General features: G+C 61.7%; 11 protein-coding genes. 4 read left to right on the forward strand and 7 right to left on the reverse strand.

From position 1 onward, the window contains the following. Window positions 1-6 precede the first annotated feature (6 nt). The 3 genes from B7X90_RS03650 to B7X90_RS03660 all read right to left on the reverse strand — a co-directional run bounded on the left by B7X90_RS03650 (window position 7) and on the right by B7X90_RS03660 (window position 5001). Window positions 7-1374, reverse strand: a complete 1368-nt coding sequence (locus B7X90_RS03650; RefSeq protein WP_292621755.1) for a cytochrome P450 — start codon at window positions 1372-1374, stop codon at window positions 7-9. Next, window positions 1371-4406, reverse strand: a complete 3036-nt coding sequence (locus tag B7X90_RS03655; RefSeq protein ID WP_292621756.1) for an adenylate/guanylate cyclase domain-containing protein — start codon at window positions 4404-4406, stop codon at window positions 1371-1373. The genes B7X90_RS03650 and B7X90_RS03655 overlap by 4 nt, the downstream gene beginning before the upstream one ends. A 157-nt stretch (window positions 4407-4563) precedes the next feature. Further along, window positions 4564-5001 carry a hypothetical protein gene (locus B7X90_RS03660; protein WP_292621758.1) on the reverse strand — a complete coding sequence of 146 codons (438 nt, stop codon included), beginning with the start codon at window positions 4999-5001 and terminating at the stop codon, window positions 4564-4566. A 168-nt stretch (window positions 5002-5169) separates the two neighbouring features. Between B7X90_RS03660 and B7X90_RS03665 the strand changes: the two genes are divergently transcribed. Both B7X90_RS03665 and mtgA read left to right on the forward strand, forming a co-directional pair. Further along, window positions 5170-5838 carry a Crp/Fnr family transcriptional regulator gene (locus B7X90_RS03665; RefSeq protein ID WP_292621760.1) on the forward strand — a complete coding sequence of 223 codons (669 nt, stop codon included), beginning with the start codon at window positions 5170-5172 and terminating at the stop codon, window positions 5836-5838. Between the two features lie 52 nt (window positions 5839-5890). Beyond that, window positions 5891-6613 (forward strand): monofunctional biosynthetic peptidoglycan transglycosylase, encoded by a 723-nt coding sequence (gene mtgA / locus B7X90_RS03670; RefSeq protein ID WP_292621762.1) that lies wholly within the window; start codon window positions 5891-5893, stop codon window positions 6611-6613. 84 nt (window positions 6614-6697) lie between these two features. Here mtgA and B7X90_RS03675 read toward each other — a convergent pair whose 3' ends face one another. The 3 genes from B7X90_RS03675 to B7X90_RS03685 form a co-directional block, all read right to left on the reverse strand. Further along, window positions 6698-9163 carry a TonB-dependent receptor gene (locus tag B7X90_RS03675; RefSeq protein ID WP_292621764.1) on the reverse strand — a complete coding sequence of 822 codons (2466 nt, stop codon included), beginning with the start codon at window positions 9161-9163 and terminating at the stop codon, window positions 6698-6700. A gap of 360 nt (window positions 9164-9523) precedes the next feature. Then, entirely contained in the window at window positions 9524-10327 is an 804-nt protein-coding gene (locus B7X90_RS03680) for a metallophosphoesterase family protein (RefSeq protein WP_292621766.1), read from the reverse strand. Between the two features lie 83 nt (window positions 10328-10410). Next, entirely contained in the window at window positions 10411-11121 is a 711-nt protein-coding gene (locus B7X90_RS03685) for an SIMPL domain-containing protein (RefSeq protein ID WP_292621792.1), read from the reverse strand. Between the two features lie 137 nt (window positions 11122-11258). On the opposite strand from B7X90_RS03685, the gene B7X90_RS03690 reads away from it, so the two are divergent. Together B7X90_RS03690 and B7X90_RS03695 are read left to right on the forward strand one after the other, a co-directional pair. Then, window positions 11259-11696, forward strand: a complete 438-nt coding sequence (locus B7X90_RS03690; protein WP_292621768.1) for a VOC family protein — start codon at window positions 11259-11261, stop codon at window positions 11694-11696. 399 nt (window positions 11697-12095) lie between these two features. Further along, window positions 12096-14804, forward strand: coding sequence for a TonB-dependent receptor (locus tag B7X90_RS03695; protein ID WP_292621770.1), 2709 nt, complete (start codon window positions 12096-12098; stop codon window positions 14802-14804). A gap of 314 nt (window positions 14805-15118) precedes the next feature. On the opposite strand, the gene B7X90_RS03700 is transcribed toward B7X90_RS03695, so the two are convergent. Continuing rightward, window positions 15119-17134: a tetratricopeptide repeat-containing sulfotransferase family protein gene (locus tag B7X90_RS03700; RefSeq protein ID WP_292621771.1), complete on the reverse strand. Its 2016-nt coding sequence runs from the start codon at window positions 17132-17134 to the stop codon at window positions 15119-15121. Window positions 17135-17320 lie beyond the last annotated feature (186 nt).

Below are 17320 nucleotides of genomic sequence, written 5' to 3' on the forward strand. Positions count from 1 at the left end.
GTGCCGCTACCGGCGGCAGGCAACAAACGGCAAATCGTCGGGAAGTCCGGCAAAAATGGCGATTTTCGTATTCGGGGCAGGCGCAATCCGCCCCTGTGTGGCGGCAATCGCCTCACGCATGATTGTCCAGGCAATGCCCCGGCCATAGCAGACGTGCGGCCCTTGCAGCGGACCTGAGGTGATGTACGGGCGCGCCGGATCGGGATTGAACTGCCCCGGCTGCGCAAAGGCTGCCGGATCGCGTGAAGCCGGGTCCATCAGCACGACCACGCGGTCCCCTGCCTTCAGGTCAACCCCGCGCCACTGGCAATCGGTCCGTACGGTGCGGGTCAGACGGCTGCTGACCGCCAGGCGCAGCATTTCGTTCACGGTCGCATCGTGGTCTTTCAGGCTGATGTTACGGTCGGCCAGACGGGCGACCAGATTGTCCCATGTGATCCCTGCTGCGGCTCCTACGGGCGAGGCGGCGAACGCGGCGATTTCAGAAAGCGATTTGCCAACGATCAGCACCAGCGCGCCGATCAGTTCGAACAGTACGCTGCGCGCCTGAAGATTATAGTCGGCAACGTCTGAGAATTGCGGTTTGACGGCCACCAGTGCGCTCAACAGGCTGTCTTCGGGCGCGGATTCTGGCGCGGCCAGTGCCTTTTCAATCGCTGCCAGTGCAGGCGCTGCGGTGTGCCGGGTCAGCCCTTGCAGCGCCGACGGGCTGTTCACCACGGTTCCAAACACGTGGCCAAACAATGGCTGCAACATGACCAGCATGGAAACGGAATCGCCCAGTTCGTCCTTGAAGCGCAGCCATGGGCCGGGGCGCATAACATTGCGCCATATCACGATCATTTTGACAAGCCCCGGCACCTTTTCCGGGGCTGGCACCCCGATAATCCGCCGCGCCATGCGATATGCGATCAGGAAAGCATATTCGCGCGCGAAGTTCACAGCCTCGCCGGTGCTCGCCCGGCGCTGCAACACATCAAGTATCGCGTCTGCTTCCTCGCGCGCTATCGCGCCGATCCAGTCGCGAAAGCCGGGGGCCATGTTGGGGGGCTCACCCGATGCGGGCGCATTTCGCCGCGCATCCAGCCAAGCTTGCGCAGCGTGGAGTTGGCGCAGCCGCACGCGCCGTGCCGCATCGTCCTCCCCCACCAGATAGCGCGTTCCGGGCAGGACCTGCTCCAGCAGCTCATCATAATGCCGCAGCGAGAACACAGGTTCCTCGCTCAGCACCCCGGACACCACATCGTGGCGCGCAGCCACGAAGACGCGGACGTCGGAGGCATCATCTTCCAGTGCCGCAAAACGCTCAAGCGGTGGCGCAGCGGGATCGAGCAGGCGCTGACCAAGGGCTGCCAGATCCGCCTCTGCGCTCATTGCCAAAGAGTCTCCATCCGACGTTGCAGTACGACAAGGCCCAGTTCGGTCACGCGCGAATACAGCGCTTCATCCACATCCCCAGCGACTCCAACCCGCACGCTCACCTCAGCGCACAAAACGCGCGCGTGCAACTCATGCACCACGTCTTCGCAATCGCGCGCATGGCCCAGCGCCAATGCGGCAAGCTTCGTCGCTTCCACAGCCTCGCCCTTTGCCAGCGAAAGCCGCGCCCGCGCCTCGTGCAGGTAGTATGTCGCCGACGTGCGGACCTTGCGGAAATTGCCTCGTTCGACTGACTGCGAAAGAATGCTTGCGGCCTCATCCAGCAGGCCAAGTTCGATCAGGCACAAGGCCAGCCAACTGGCGCAGGCCGGTTCAAAGCCAACGAAATTGTGGTGCAGGCAATCGGCATAGGCACGCCGCAGTATAGGCAGTGCCCTGTCACAATTGCCGCCACGATAGTGCAGGTAGCCTTGCGCCAGTTGTGCCAACATGCGCGAATAGGCATGGCCATACCGGCGCGAGAGGTTGAGCGCTTCTGCGACCCAGACACGCGCTTTGGCAGTCTGGCCAAGATCGACCAGATACCAAGCGCCGAACGCGCGCGCCAGCACGTGCGGGATGACGACCACGGCACCGAACGTTTCGCCGCGCAGCCCATCGGCCAGACGATTGCCAAGCCGTTCAATCCGCGTAACTGCCTCTGTCGGATCGCCCATCGAAAAGGCAAGGTAGGCCGCCACAAGATCCGCATAAGTGCGACGCGGCAGGCTGTCGTGCGCGTCCAGATCGGTTTCAGCCTGCGTCAGCCAGGCACGCCCACGCACTGGCGCACCGTCGATCCAGTCGAGCAGGGCCATGTTGATCCGTGCCACAGTGCGCAAGCTTGACCCCAGATCGACACGCCCTTCGGCCACAGCCTGAATATCATCGCGCAACACCTGTTCGAGCGAAAGCTGTTGCAGGGTATCGGCGGCCAGCAAGGCAAATCGGGCGCGTTCGAACGCTGCCTGCGTGGCAGGCAGGTATGCGGCCACGGCGCAGGCGCGTTCGTGCAACTGGCGCACGGAATCGATTGCCGCCAGCGAAAGCGCTTCGACACAGGCCTCCCACAGATGCCCCATGGCTTCGGTGTAGAGGCCCGCCTTTTCGGCATGGTTGGCAAGCTCGGCGTGGCTGGCCATTTCATCGCCCGCAGTGCCGCGCGCGGCTGCTTCAGCCTTGGCTTGCTTGAGCATGTCCAGCGCGCTTGCGTGCATGGCGGTGCGCCTCCGCCGTGCCATGGCGCGGTAGGCTGCTTCCTGCACCAATTGGTGGGTAAAGCGCGCCTGGCCGGTCCCGGAAAACTCGATCACCCGTGCGTCGATCAATCGTGAGACTGCTGCTGACGGGTTGCGGCACACCAGCGCGGCCCCCCGTTGCAAGCGGTTCATCGGAAAGGCAGGGCCAAGCGCCGCGCAGAACTGGCAAAGCTTGCCTGCGTCTGCATCCAGTGTCGCCAGACGGGCCGCCAGCAAGGAATCAAGCCGTGCCGGAAGCGGTGCGGCACTCATCGGGTCGGTGTTGTCAGCAGCAACAGCCGCTGCACCAGATTCGCTGTGCAGTATCACCGCGAATTCTTGCAACGCCAGCGGAAGGCCTGCTGCCCGTTCGATCACATGGTCGATCACGCTATCATCAATCGGGGCAAGGCGATGTATAAGGGAGACCAGCGTGCGCGCAGCGCTCTGTGAAAGCGAATCCAGTCGCAACAGCGTGGTGCACATGCCTTCGATGCGTGGTGCAGCTTCCGGGCGGCCTGCCACAATCATGGCGATCCGCCCGCCTCTGGCAATGGTGGCAAGCACGGTCAACGTCTCGCTATCGAGATAGTGCGCGTCGTCCACCAGCAGTACCAGCCGCATATGCGCGGCGGCCAGTTCCACGATGCGCACCATTGTGCCTGCCGCAATGCGGCTGCGGTCGCCCGGAGGAAGATGCGCCAGCCACCCCGGTTCGTTTGACGTAAGCCCTTCAAGGCACGCCGTTTCATTGGCTGAAAGCTGGGCAGCCGCAGCCGCAGCCGGATCGGGCGTGAAGGGGTGCAAAAGATCGATCAAATGGCGCAGCGTTCCGCCAAGGCATCCGAACGGCACCGCTGCCAGCAGGGCATTGCCGCGCACTGCCGCAAAGGTGGTGCCAAAGCCTGCCGCAAGGCGCGATGCTTCAAGCAGCAGGCGGCTCTTGCCCATGCCTGCCTCGCCGATGATGGCCAGTGATCCATGCTGCCCGCTGGCAAGCCCGCCCACCAACTGGCGCACCTGTTCCAGTTCGGCATCGCGGCCGATCACCGGGTATGTGGCATTACCTTTCACCGTCACCCGGTCACTGCCGAGGAAATCGACCGACAGCAGCTCGAACACCGCCTCGCCACGCCCTTCCGGGCTCTCGCTGCCACCGCTTTCCACACTTCCGGCGGGGCGCAATTCGCAGGGTTCCGCGATCAGCGAAGCGACGGTGGCGGAAATGGCGACACTACCGGGCGGTGCCATTTTCTCGATCTGCCCGGCCACGTGGGCAGAATGGCCAACCACGTCGAGGATCGATCCGAAATCATTGTCCTGCCGCCGCAGCAGGATCGGCCCCGCGTGCAGTCCCACGCGCACTTGCGGTGCCGGCAGAAAACCAAGCGCCCCGCTCTTCATCTTTTCACCGATGCGCAGCGCTGCCAGCGCGCCCCGCAGTGCGTGGTCCTCGGCTGCGGGCTGGACGCCGAACACCGCCATCACCCCGTCACCCTGAATGCGCACCACCAGCCCGCCAAATTCATGGATAGCCTGCTGGATAAGCGCGAGCGAACTGTCGAGCAGATCGCGCCCATCTTCTGGATCAAGCGCCCGGAGCAGGCGCGTGGAACCGACAATATCTGCAAACAGGATCGTGACGAAGCGGATCGAATCGACATCGCCCGACAAGCTTTCAGGAAGCGCAACCGGTCCGCCCGTGCCTTTCGCTGCGTTCCCCGCGATTTCAGCCCCTGCAACACGCACGATTTGCTTTTGCGCCCCCATACCGGGTGCGGCGAATCCTGCGGCGTGCCCCCCGGCATTTCCACGTATTCAGGTTGCAGCCATATTCGCAATGAAAATTCGTGACACATTGGGCCACCAACCAGTCTGTGACGAAGGGACTGGCCGTCAAGCATCGTCAAATCAGGCCGATGATGTCATGCCCGTGGGCCATTCCTGTCCTTTCGGACATGTTTTGCAACCGTGCACGGGTAAAGCCATCGCGGCTCAGTGTCAGCGGCCTGCCATCCAGATGAAAGCCCTGCAAAGGCAGCCCATCGCGCGATACGCGGATCGACCATCCCCAGCGGCGGCGGCGCGATGCCATGGCCATGAAGGCGTCGCACTGCACCATGATGCACGGCGCGCGCAATTCATCACGCGGCGAAAGCAGGCGCTGGACATCGGCATGGTCAATGCTGAAGCGGGCAACATCGCACGCATCCTCACGCGGGACGGACGTGGCCCCTACCGGCGTTACGATCGATACAGACGGACGCAGGACAGCTTCGCCCAAGCGCTTGAATTCTATGTCGATCGGACCGGGGCCGGCTTTCCAGATCAGGTAACGGTGCATGGCCTCGGCGGTCAGAGGCGCGAAGTTTGGCTACGCGCGGTATTTCAGGGCCTTGCACAATACCGCCCACGGCTCTGTGCCGACGTTGCCCAGCGCACCACCCACTTGTGATTCTCGGCACATTCGATAAGTCCCTACGAGGAAATGACACGGAAACGGACCTGAACTGTGCCAATATCGTATCTGACAGTTCCGGGTGATGTGCGCGAAGTACTTGCGCGCAATGGTCGCCAGTTGCGCGTGCGCAAGGGCCATGTCCTGCTTGCGGTCGGCCTGCCGGCAAACGATGTCTACCTTGTGATCGAAGGCAGCGTCAGTGTCTCGCTCGTTTCAGCACAAGGGCGCGAAACGGTGCTGCGTCTGATCGAGCAGGGAGAGATGTTTGGCGAACTGGCCGCAATCGACGGGCAACCGCGCTCTGCTGATGTGGTGGCGGTGGAAAACAGCACTCTGCTGGTCATCCCCGGTGCCACCTTTGTCAGCCTGATCGAGAAGGAGCCGGTGCTGTCGCTGTGGCTGGCACGCTATCTTGCGCATCAGGTCCGCTACCTCACGAACCGCATTTATGAACTGTCCACGATGGGCGTCGGCCCGCGTCTTCAGGCTGAACTGCTGCGCCTTGCCGGAGACCCCGCGCCTGACGGTTCGGGCTGCATAACCCGCATCCCCACCCAGGCAGAGCTTGCCGCGCGTATCGGCACCAACCGCGAGACAGTGACCCGCGAATTCGCCCTGCTTGTGCGCGAAGGCCTGCTGGTAAAGGAAGGGCGGCGCATCATGGTCCCGTCGGTCGCGCGGCTGGCGGACCGGTTGCACCGCTATTCGCAAACCGCCTGAGCTTTTTAAGCGATTGCCACAGCCACAGGTTGCCGGATAACTTCGGGGCCTGATGCTCGAAGAACTCAAGAACCCCCGCCAGCCCGCATCGCGCGCGCGCCGTCCAGCAAGCCGCTTTGGCTGGCTGCTCGCCCGGCTCGTCGCCGCATTCCTGTTCATCTCGGTCGCGCAAGTGGTGATCTACAAGGTCGTGCCAGTGCCCACCACGCTGACCATGCTGATGGACGAGCACCCGGTGACCAAGGACTGGACCCCGCTGGACGACATTGACCGCGATATGGTCGATGCGGTGATTTCCGGGGAGGACGGAAAGTTCTGCCTGCACAATGGCTTCGATCAGGAAGCGATGATGCAAGCCTTCAAGCGCAACCAGAAGGGCGGACGCATCAGGGGTGGCTCCACGATCAGCCAGCAGACCGCCAAGAACGTGTTCCTGTGGCAGGGTGGCGGTTATTTCCGCAAAGGGCTTGAGGCCTGGTACACCGTCCTGATCGAAACGATCTGGGGCAAGCGCCGGATCATGGAAGTCTACCTCAACGTCGCCGAAACCGGCATCGGCACCTATGGCGTGGAAGCAGGCGCCCAGCGTTACTACGGCAAGAGCGCCCGCAAGCTGAGCGCCGTCGAAGCCGCCCGCATCGCCGCCGTGCTCCCGCTCCCCAAAGAACGCGAAGTCAACGGCGCAGGCGGCTTCACCCGCCGCCACGGCAATTCCATCGCGCGCCGCGTGGGCGTGGTAAAGCGCGATGGCCTCGACGCCTGCGTTTATCGCTGAGGTTTCTGCCAGCAAAACACGCACAAAAAAGCGCGGGAGAGTTTCCCCTCCCGCGCTGATTTGTGTTCAGCGTTCGGTCTGAGATTAGAAGCCGATGCTGATGGTGCCGATGACCGTGCGCGGAGCGCCGATCTGCGCAAATGGTGCGCTGTTTGTCGCCGTTGCCGTGCCGCTGAAGCCGCCGACATAAACTTCGTCGAACACGTTCGAAACGTTCAGCTGGAAGAACGTCTTGTCGTTCAGGCCCAGGAACTCAAGGCTGACCTTGGCGTCAATGTCGACCAGCGTGTAGGCAGGGGTCTTGTTCGGATAGAGAACCACGCCCGCGTTCGAGACGAGCGGCAGGTTCTGATCGTTCACAAAACGCGGACCAGTACGCTTGGCTTGGATGCCAAGCGAAACGGGGCCGAGATCACCCTGAGCGCGTGCGCCGAAGGTATAGACCGGAGCACCGCCTTCACGCTTGCCAGCGGTTTGGGCGAAGACGGGCGTGGTTACACCGCCAACCGTCGTTTCATTGATGATCACGTCGTTCTTGATCTTCGATTTCAGGTAAGAACCGAAGACATAGAGGCTGAGCTCATCAATCGGCATGTACGAAACCGAGCCGTCGATGCCGTACTTGTCCACGCGACCAAGGTTGCGATAGATCGTGGCATCAAGGTCGATGTCGAACGCCGAAGCCAGACGGTTGTTGTAGATCGTGTACCAGCCCGAAGCTTGTGCCTGTACCCGGCCCGAACGGACGCGGAAGCCCAGATCGAAGTTGTGCGTGGTTTCTGGATCTGGCTTGGCTTCTGCGCGGTCGGGCGCATAGAAGAACGACTGATACAGGTTGTCGGTGCCCGGAACCTGCAGTCCTTGCGAATAGTTACCGAACACGCTTGCGTCGCCGCCAACACGATAGGTGAAGCCCAGGTTCGGCAGCAGCTTGTTGTAGTTGAAGACGCGCTGCTGCGGACCCTGGAACGTCGTGCTCTTGGAGTATGCGGTGTTGGCTGCATCGGTACCGAAGCACGAAACGTTGCCGGTGACCGAGGTGACAAAGCAGTTGTTGGTCAGGTTGCGGCGGAAGAACGGCGAACGCAGACCGGCAGTGACGGTCAGGTCGTTGAAAGTCCCGCGATATTCACCCGAAACCTGATGCAGGATCGCATAGGACAGACGATCGCGCTTTTGCAGCGGCGTGCCGTCCTGGCCGATCAGGGCATTGTCGACGGGGAAAGGCTCGGCACCGAAGCCGTTCAGCGCGAGCAAACCGGTTTCGCCGGTCTGGCGGTGACGACCGCGGTCGTACGAATAAGACACGCGAACCGTGTTGTTTTCGTCGATGTCATAACGCAGCGACGAAATCACGCCGATGCGCCAGGTCTGGGTCTGGCTCGGTGTGTGTACGCGGACCTGATCCAGAATGTCGCCGTCACCGTTGAGATCAACACCGCCATAGTACGGGGTCGAACCAATGTAGCCCGTGTAAGATGTGCCAGCCAGCGTATAGACGCCTTCGCGTCCTACCGATGTGCCGCCGCCATTAGCCTTGGTGTACTGAATGCTCGGATCAACCGTCAGGACAAGGCCGTCAGCCAGCGTGAAGCGGGAGTTCAGGCGGATGTTGCCCGTGTCCGAAGGATTGTAGCGGTATTCAAAGGCAGAACCGCAGCTGGTGGCCGAATCAGCAACTCCGGTAACACCTGGGGCAACCGTGCAACGCGCAACCGTGTAGTCACGCTCTTCCTTGGTGTCGGGGAAGCCAGTGTCGAGGCGGACCGAACCGAAGAAGTTGTTGCGGTTCTTGTTGTAGTGACCGGCAAGCGAGATGAAGTCGCCGTTGTCGCCCAGCGGCTGATAGATGCGGGCGTTGATCTGCTTCTTGTTGATTTCACCGATGCCGCCAAAGATCGTGTCGTTGGTGGCAGAGCTGGCGGCGATGAACGCACGCAGGCCCGAAGGCGTCAGCACGCCAGTATCGACCATGCCAAAAACGCGCATGAAGTTGAAGCGACCAGCCGAACCCAACATACGGACGCCGAACTCTTCGCCGGGCTTGCGCGTACGATAGTTCACGGTCGAACCGGTGGCAGCAGCGGTCGGGCTGTCGACGTCGGTCGAGCCGAGATTGACGTTGACCTGCTCGATCAGTTCGGGGTCAAGCTGCTGGTTCGAATAGAGGGCATAGTTGCCGGTGTCGTTCAGCGGCAGACCGTCGAAGGTCTGCGAAATGCGGCTGCTGTCGAAACCGCGGATGGTCAGCGTACCACCGGCCGAACCGAACGGGTCGTTGTTCTGGAAGCTTACGCCCGGAACCAAGTTAATGATGTCGTTGATCGACTGGCCCGGAGCCTGACGGCTGATGATCGCCTGATCCAGCACCTGCTTGGCGCGGCTGGTGTCGGGCGTTTCAACGCCAGCAACCGAACGCGTTACCTTGCCCGAAACGATGATGGTCTCGTCAAAGTCGATCGAGCCGGTCGACTGCGCAAATGCCGAACCCGACAGCGCAGCGCTGCCGATGGCGAAGGTCGACGCGGCGACCAGAAGCTTCATTTTCATGTCATGACCCCGTTACAGCGCCAGGATGGCGCGGTTGTGGCGCGGGCGATGTCCGTGCCGTTGGCGTTGCCCGGTTTTGAGAATCACCCCACCCGGTCAGCTGCCAATGCCCTTAGTCGCCCGTCTGTGAGCCCCAAACCGGTCTCAGGTGACACCAGAATGACGATGTTGCGACAAAAAGACAGCCCCAGCGTCGGTTCGGAAACAGAAGTTCCTGAGGTGATGTAAGAAGAGCAATAAAATTACTCAATTTTAGCACATTATGTAATAATGCGGCAGGAGTTGCATTTGTGCAACGCAGTGCAAAAATTGCTGCAAACGCGAAGCTTTCCCCACCCTTTTGGCGTGAGGGGGTCCGCGTCAGACCTCAGCAGGCTCCGCCGGGATAATTTCCGCCGAAATGAACCAATTTTCGCCGCCTTCGATGCCGAGCGCGGTTAACCGGCCAGAGGCATAGGCGCCGGTATCGATGCCGATGCGATTGGGCTGGACGTCCGGCGCGTCGGTAATCGTGTGGCCGTGCACCACCAGATGTCCGTGCCAATCCGCATGATCGAGGAATTCGCGGCGGATCCACCGCAAATCCGATGTTGCCTGCTCCTCTATCGGCACGCCGGGGCGAATGCCCGCGTGCACGAACAGGTAGTCGCCGATCACGATGCGGTCTTCCATCGCATGGAAGAACGCGATGTGTTCGCCCGGCACCAGCGCGGCCATGCGCTCCCGCAAATCTGGCAGGGTTGATCGGCTGTACTCGGCCGGGTCCAGGCCATAGCTGAACAGCGTTTCCTTGCCGCCGTGGCGCAGGAAATGGCGCAAGGCCTCGTCATTTTCCATGCTGACCAGCAGCATTTCCTCGTGATTGCCGGCCAGCACGCGCACGTTGCCAGACTGCGCCAGTTCCATCGCGCGGTCGACCATGGCGCGGCTGTCTGGCCCACGATCGATCAGATCTCCCAGCAGGATCAGCGTGGTATCGGCAGGCCGCCGTGCGGCGTCATCGGCTTCGATGCGTTGCAGCAATTGCTCGAACAGATCCAGCCGCCCGTGAATGTCACCCACGGCATAGACCCGCTGCCCCTGCGGCACGCGCGCAACCGGCATGGCAATGGCCTCGGGCGCATCACCGGAACTGGAAAACAGCGAACGCAACTTGCTTAACATGGACCCTCGTTACTGCGCGATATGGCGACAGTATGTGCGGGTTGCAACATCCACCGCCCTATCGCGCAGGTCAGGGTGAACCCTCATCGAAGATAAAAGTCGATGGTCGTGACAACACGCACCTTCTTGTAAGGGCTGTCCGAAACGCCCCACCCACCGCCATCGCCATCGCGCGCGGTGATTTCGAAATAGCCTTGGCTGGCAGTCTTGATCCCGTCCACCGATGCACCACTGTCGCGCGCGAACTGCTCGGCGGCGGATCGTGCATCCTTGGTTGCAGCGGCCACCATCTCAGGCTTGATCGTATTGAGCTTGGTGAAAGTGTAGGCCATGCCCGATCCTTCCTCCAGCATCACGCCGCGCCGCACCAGATCGAACTGCTGCTTCACCGCCTTCTGTGCGCGGTCCATGTCGGTGGTGCGCAATGTCATGCGCTGGCGCACGGTAAAGCTGACTACGCCATTGTTGTTGAAGCTTTGCACGTTGACCCCGGTTGGCTGCAGTGCCTCTGCCGGAAAGCCCAGCTCGCCAAAGAACGCGCGGATCGATTTACTGTCGCGATCAACGCTCGCCTGCGCACTGGCCATATCGGGCGCTGTGGCGGAATAAGCGAGCGTCCAGGTGGCAAGGTCGGCCGTCACTTCCCGCTCAGCCAGCCCGCGCACGGTCACGGAGCGGTCGGCCACTTTGGCGCGGCGGAAACCATCGCCGATGAACCAGCCGCCGATCACCAGCCCGGCAGACAGCACCAGCACCGGCAGCAGTCCTTTTCCGCCCTGCGGCAAAAACCGCATTCCTTTGCCTTCCACCGCGCCCTGATCGTCCCTATCTTCGCCCTGCATCGTGATCTCCCCAACTGGTCGCTCGTCCCAGCGCTGCGCCGAGTTGTGCAATCCTGTCGATGAACCGATTTTGAACGGAAAGGCCCATCGTGACCAAGTTCCTCCATACCATGATCCGGGTGACTGACCCGGATGCAACCATCGCCTTTTTTGAACTGGTGGGCCTGAAAGAGGTTCGCCGCTTCTCCAGCGATCAGGGCCGTTTCACGCTGATCTTTCTTGCCGCGCCGGGGGAAGAAGGCGTGGCCGAAGTGGAACTCACCTACAACTGGCCGCCCGAAGATGGCTCGCCCGCCGAAGTCTATGGCGGCGGCCGCAACTTTGGCCACCTCGCCTATCGCGTTGATAATATTTACGAGACGTGCCAGCGCTTTATCGATGCAGGGCACATCGTCCACCGCCCTCCGCGCGATGGGCACATGGCCTTCGTCAAATCGCCCGATGGCATTTCGGTGGAACTGCTGCAAGATGGCCACCTCCCGCCGCAGGAGCCGTGGGCCAGCATGGCCAATACCGGCACCTGGTAAAGGCCAAACGCACAATCTTATCGTAGCGGCGTCGGGAGCGATCCCGGCGCCGCTGTCGTTTGGTTGCGCGCAAAAAGGATGTTGCGCCCGCGTAAAAGGGCGTTGACTCCATATTGCTGTGCAGCATTATCAATCCCGGACGAGCGTCATGGAATGGCCAAAAGGCCGCGCCCGTCGAAGGGGTATTGCTGAAGTTCTGAACGCTGCCGCGCCTGTGCGGCGGGGCTGGAGACGCTGCTGTCTTCTGGCGACGGGAAAGCTTTGCCCTTTTGAGCCGGACTGCTGCGCGCGGCGATCCGGCAATGCCGCAGCGCAGCATAAACCGCGCGCCAAGGTTCGGGGAGAGGACTGTTTCGGGGAGGGCGGGAACGCCAGACGTCTTACAAGGGGGTTGAAGCAATGAGAAAACAAATCCGCATCCGGTCGCGTGCCATGAGGGTTCTGGGCGCCACCACCATCCTTTCCACCATGGCCCTGCCCATGGCAGCCCGCGCTGCTGATGAACCGCAGGAAGCCATGGCTCCCGCTGCCGAACCGCAGGCGACCGATCCCGAAGGCGGCCTTGGCGAAATCGTCGTCACCGCCACGCGCACCGCTACCTCGATCCAGCGCGTGCCGATCTCGATGCAGGCGTTGAGCGCCGATATGCTCAGCCAGCGTCAGGTTAAGGGTCTTACCGACTTTGCCGCACTGCTGCCGTCCGTCACCTTCGCCGGGATCGGCCCGGGCCGCAACACGCCCTACTTCCGCGGCATCGTGCCCGCAGGCGGCGCACGTGAATCGGTCGGCTACTACATTGATGATATTCCGATCACCGGCACCGGCCTGCCCGATATTCACGCCTATGATCTTGAACGTATCGAGGCGCTGTCAGGCCCGCAGGGTACGCTCTACGGCGCAGGCTCGCTCGCCGGAACGATCCGCTTCATCTCGAACAAGCCGAAGCTCGACAAGTTCGAATTCGGCTGGGACGCTGAAGTGAACAAGTACGGGATGGGCGATTTCGGCGGCCAGTATCAGTCCTACATAAACGTGCCGGTGTCTGACACGCTGGCCGTGCGCGCGATGGGGTATTACCGCAAGGACGGCGGCTATATCGACAATACGCCCAACAACGGTTTGCTCAACAATGGCCAACCCGCCACGCTGACCCTTGGCGATAACAACCCAGACACCAGCTACACGCTGAACAACGCTGCCATCGCCAAGGATGACTACAACGGCATCGAAGAATACGGCGGCCGTCTGCAAGTGCTGTGGTCGCCCGCTCCGGGCTGGGACATCATGCCCCAGATCACTGCCCAGCAGCAGATCGCTGATGGCTATTTCGGCTTCGATCCGCGCGTTGGCGATCTTGAGGTCCACGATTACGACATCACCAGCCAGAACGACAAGTTCTATCAGGCTGCGCTCAGCATTCATGGTCATATCGGAGACTGGGACATTGTTTCGGCCACGGGGTATTATCAGCGCCAGACCAAGTTGCTGAACGACTACACGTACTACACTGTCACGTATGATAGCTTCGGTCCCGGCTATGAAAGCTACCTGCAGTTCTTTGATAAGAACGGCTGCACCGGATCGGGCGCAACGCTGAAGTGCAACACACTGATAAACCCACAGCAATACTATCGCGGTCTGCGAAACGAAAAGAAGTTTACTCAGGAAGTCCGCCTCAGCACGCCGAAGTCATGGCCTTTCGACGTTACCATCGGAGGCTTCTACCATAAGCAGAAGAACGAGGTGAACAACAACTACGCTACGCGTGGGTTGGACAATATTGCGGGCTATACGCAATCCGGCGGTGGCGACACCAACTATCCGGCAGGCTTCGGTGTTCCCGTTGCGCAGGGCGGAACCATGATCCTCGGTAGTCCTGCGGTGAAGGGTGATGCCTTTTACATGACTGAACAGGATCAGGATTGGAAGGACTACGCGGTCTTTGCCGAAGGGCACTATGAAATCACACCCGAACTCAAGTTGACCGGCGGTCTCCGCTATTTCTGGACCGAGTTCGCGGTCGTCGGCTTTGCGGGTGTCGCAGGCTCTGCGCGCAACACGGTAACATCGCTCTATGTGCCAACCGGCACAATGGGCTGCCCCGTACCGCTTCCGGCCGAACGCCTTCAGTGCCTCAACACCAACCTTGCCGCAGCCGACCAGACCGGTCGCTACAAGGAGCAGGGCGAGACGCACAAGGTTGCCCTGAACTGGCAGTTCGAACCATCGAAGATGATCTATGCCAATTACTCCACCGGCTTCCGTCCCGGCGGCTTCAACCGGCCTCTGCGCATCCGCAACATCGGCGTTGCCACCGTCCCGCCGTTCCAGTCGGAAGAACTGACCAATTTCGAACTGGGCTTCAAGGGCACGTGGAACAACATGTTCCGCTTCAACGCCGCCGTCTATTACGAGAAGTGGGACAACATCCAGTACAGCGTGGTTATCGCCGGCACGCAGGGTGCAGGCATGACCGGCAATGCCGGCAAGGCCCGCGTCTATGGTGTGGAATATGATGCCGACCTCAAGCTGGGCAAAGTCACCATCTCCACCAGCGGCGCCTATAACAACGCTGCGCTTTCCGGGAACTTCTGCAACTTCCAGTTCGATCCGGCGAGCCTGTCTATCAACCAGTTGGAAGCTTGTGCCCCCGGGGCAACCTTCGGCAGCCCACCCGTGGCTGAAGTTGCCGCTGCATCCGGCACCCGCCTGCCGCGCCAGCCGCAGTTCAAGGGCACGACGTCGGTCCGTTACGATACCAGCTTCGGCGATGCCGACGCCTATATTCAGGGTGCCGCGCTCTATCAGACCAACGCCACGCAGAACCTTAACGTGTTCAACAACAACCTGCTGGTCTGCCCTGATATTGCCGATGCCGAAACTGACGCCAACCGCTCGTGCGCCACGCCGGGCTTCATCAGCTTCGATTTCTCGGCAGGCATCAAGAAGGACAACTGGACGCTCGACATCTTCCTCCAGAACGCTTTCGACAAGCGTGGTGAGCTGACTCGCAACACCTTCTGCTCGATCACGTTCTGCTCCGGCTCGTCGCGCACCTTCCCGATCAAGCCACAGTTCTTCGGCATCCGCTGGGGCCAGAAGTACTGATCTCTCAACTGTTTACCCTGCGAAGGTAAGACTGGCCCTCACGGCAAACCGTGGGGGCCATTTTTTGTGGGTAAAAGGGCGGTGGTGTTGGCAAGCTGCGTCCCCGCGAAGGCGGGGACCCCGAAGTTGTTACGGAACGATGGTGTAAACCGCCTGAGGCCCCCGCCTTCGCGGGCGCGCAAGAACTTATTGCCTATGCTTTTTAGCCCCCTCCTCTTCAGAGGAGGGGGTTGGTGGTGGTGGCGTCGCTCATCAAACTTGCGTGGCAAACACCACCCCCCGGCCCCCTCCTCTGAAGAGGAAGGGGAGACACTTCAACCCCCCGGCGCGTCTGGGTAACTCTCCAACACCGGCCCCAGCGCCGCCTTCAACGGCCCAAGCCAAGCCTCATACGGCTTCCAGGCCTCCAGCCCATTGCGGAAAATCGGCTGGCGCACCTGCTCCGAACTCGCCGTGCGCACTGCGCGTTCGTTCTTGTAGAACTCAAGGCATCCGACCTCGTACGGCACCCCGATATAATCCAGCAAACGCCGCACTTCGGCTTCGGTATCGGCCACCATCTGCTCGTAGATCACGCGATGCACACTGCCGGGCATCTGCGCGTCCCATTCCGCCATCATCCCCACGTAGTCGCGGTAATACTGCCCGATATCGGCAAGATCATAAGTGAACGTCTGCCCGCGTGCAAAGTGCTGTTTCCACCCCGAAAAGCAGCACGACAGGGGATGCCGTCGTGCGTCCACGATCTTTGCATGGGGCAGGATCAGCCGGATCAGGCCGACGTGCTGCCAATTGTTGGGCATCTTGTCGATGAACAGCGGCCGGTCGGTCTGGCGATGAATGCGTGTGCGTTCGATATATTCTTCACCCAGCCGCGTCCGGTCGGCGGGCGTCAGCGAGGCGATCATCGCGCCGAAATCGGCAAATTCACCTTCGTCCACGCGCGATTGCAGGCGGCCTGCAATCATCATCATTTCAGGCAGTTCCATCGTGCCTTCGATCATCGAATGGCTCGCCATGATCTGCTCCACCAGCGTGGAGCCGGAGCGAGGCAGGCCTACCACGAAGATCGGGTCCGGGGCAGGGCAACCGCTATCACCCATGCTGCTCAGGAACGCGGCGGTGAACGTTTCTTTCGCCGCCTGCACCTCTGCAGAAAAGGCATCGGCATCGTGCAGGATCATCGTGCGGCGCAGCGCATTGCCCTTGGCATAGTGGGCGAACGAGGCCTCGTGGCGCTTGGCATCCTCCATAGCCTTGCCCAGCGAGAAGTGCAGGTGGAACGTGTCCTCGCGGCGCGCCTCATCCTCGGGATCGAGCGTTGCCAGCGCGGCCTCCATCGCGGCCACATCGTCCGGTCCCAGCTTCACCGTCTTCAGGTTGGCAAGGCTCCACCACGCCTCACCCATCGTCGGCTGACGCGTTACAGCGGCGCGATAGGCGTCCACCGCCTCGGCCTGTTCGCCCAGCGTTTTCAGCACATGGCCAAGGTTCTGCCACACCTGCGGCTGATCCGGCTGTTCGGCCAGCAGCGCACGATAAAGCCCCGCCGCCCGCTCCTGATGCCCCAGCCGCACCAGCACCGAGGCGAGGATCAACCGATGCCCCGGTGAAGGGACCGGCGATTGTACCAGCACTTCGGCATGGCTCAACGCTTCGGGCAGGCGGTTGGTCTGCAACAACAGCCGGATCAGGAAATCGCGCGCCAGATCGAAACCCGGGGCGAGCGCTACGGCCTTCTCCACCCGCTCCAAAGCAGGCGTCATGTCGCCCCGCCGCCACGCGATTTCACCATAGAGGCGCAGTGCCGGGGGATCGTCGGTGCGGGCGGAAAGAAGCGCTTCCGCCGCGTCCAGATCACCCTCATTCACTGCCACCGCCGCTTGCAACAACTGCTTGTCGCGTGATGAAGCATGAACGCCCGAAAGGTCGGCCCGCCAGGCATCCTGCTCGCCCCCCGCCTTGCGCAGTTGCCGTGCCAGTAGAAACCAGCCCGAAGCGACTGCAGGCTGCAACTGCGTCAACGCTTGCAACGCGGCAATGGCGCGCGGGACATCGCCAATTTCCGCCGCCGCCTGTCCCAGTTCCCACAGCACCGCCGGAACCCGCCCGTTGACCCGTGCCAGAGCGTCCAGCTTCGCCACTGCCTGCTTGCCCTTACCCATCCGTCGCAAGGCCCGCGCGGCAAGAAATTCCGCCGGGGCAAAGCCGGGTGCCGTGCGCAACATGGCCTCGGCCTTGCCCAGCGCCAGATGCGGCTGCTTTTCCAGCAGGCCCTCTGCCTCGGCGAGCATCTGGGCGGGGGGAGGCGTGCGCAACTGCTGGATCATGTCCGCAGCCTAGGCCGCGTGCGACGCAATGGGTGTACGCGATTCAGCGCAAGGGTTCAGGTGGGAAATGGTTCACGCAGAGGCGCGGAGGAAGAAAAGAGACGCGGAGAGGGCGTGCTTGCGGCGCAGCCGCTCTCACTTCCAAAGAGCGCGGCGGACGCCAGCTTCGCAGGAGTGATGGGCCTT

Source organism: Novosphingobium sp. 17-62-19, from assembly GCF_002256775.1.
GTDB lineage: Bacteria > Pseudomonadota > Alphaproteobacteria > Sphingomonadales > Sphingomonadaceae > Novosphingobium.

Bases quoted from the DNA above. Each gene is read 5' to 3' on its own strand.
- B7X90_RS03650 (WP_292621755.1), bottom strand. From the start codon at position 1,374: ATGAGCGCAGAGGCGGATCTGGCAGCCCTTGGTCAGCGCCTGCTCGAT.
- B7X90_RS03660 (WP_292621758.1), bottom strand. From the start codon at position 5,001: ATGCACCGTTACCTGATCTGGAAAGCCGGCCCCGGTCCGATCGACATA.
- mtgA (WP_292621762.1), top strand. From the start codon at position 5,891: ATGCTCGAAGAACTCAAGAACCCCCGCCAGCCCGCATCGCGCGCGCGC.
- B7X90_RS03675 (WP_292621764.1), bottom strand. From the start codon at position 9,163: ATGAAAATGAAGCTTCTGGTCGCCGCGTCGACCTTCGCCATCGGCAGC.
- B7X90_RS03680 (WP_292621766.1), bottom strand. From the start codon at position 10,327: ATGTTAAGCAAGTTGCGTTCGCTGTTTTCCAGTTCCGGTGATGCGCCC.
- B7X90_RS03685 (WP_292621792.1), bottom strand. From the start codon at position 11,121: ATGCGGTTTTTGCCGCAGGGCGGAAAAGGACTGCTGCCGGTGCTGGTG.
- B7X90_RS03695 (WP_292621770.1), top strand. From the start codon at position 12,096: ATGAGAAAACAAATCCGCATCCGGTCGCGTGCCATGAGGGTTCTGGGC.
- B7X90_RS03700 (WP_292621771.1), bottom strand. From the start codon at position 17,134: ATGATCCAGCAGTTGCGCACGCCTCCCCCCGCCCAGATGCTCGCCGAG.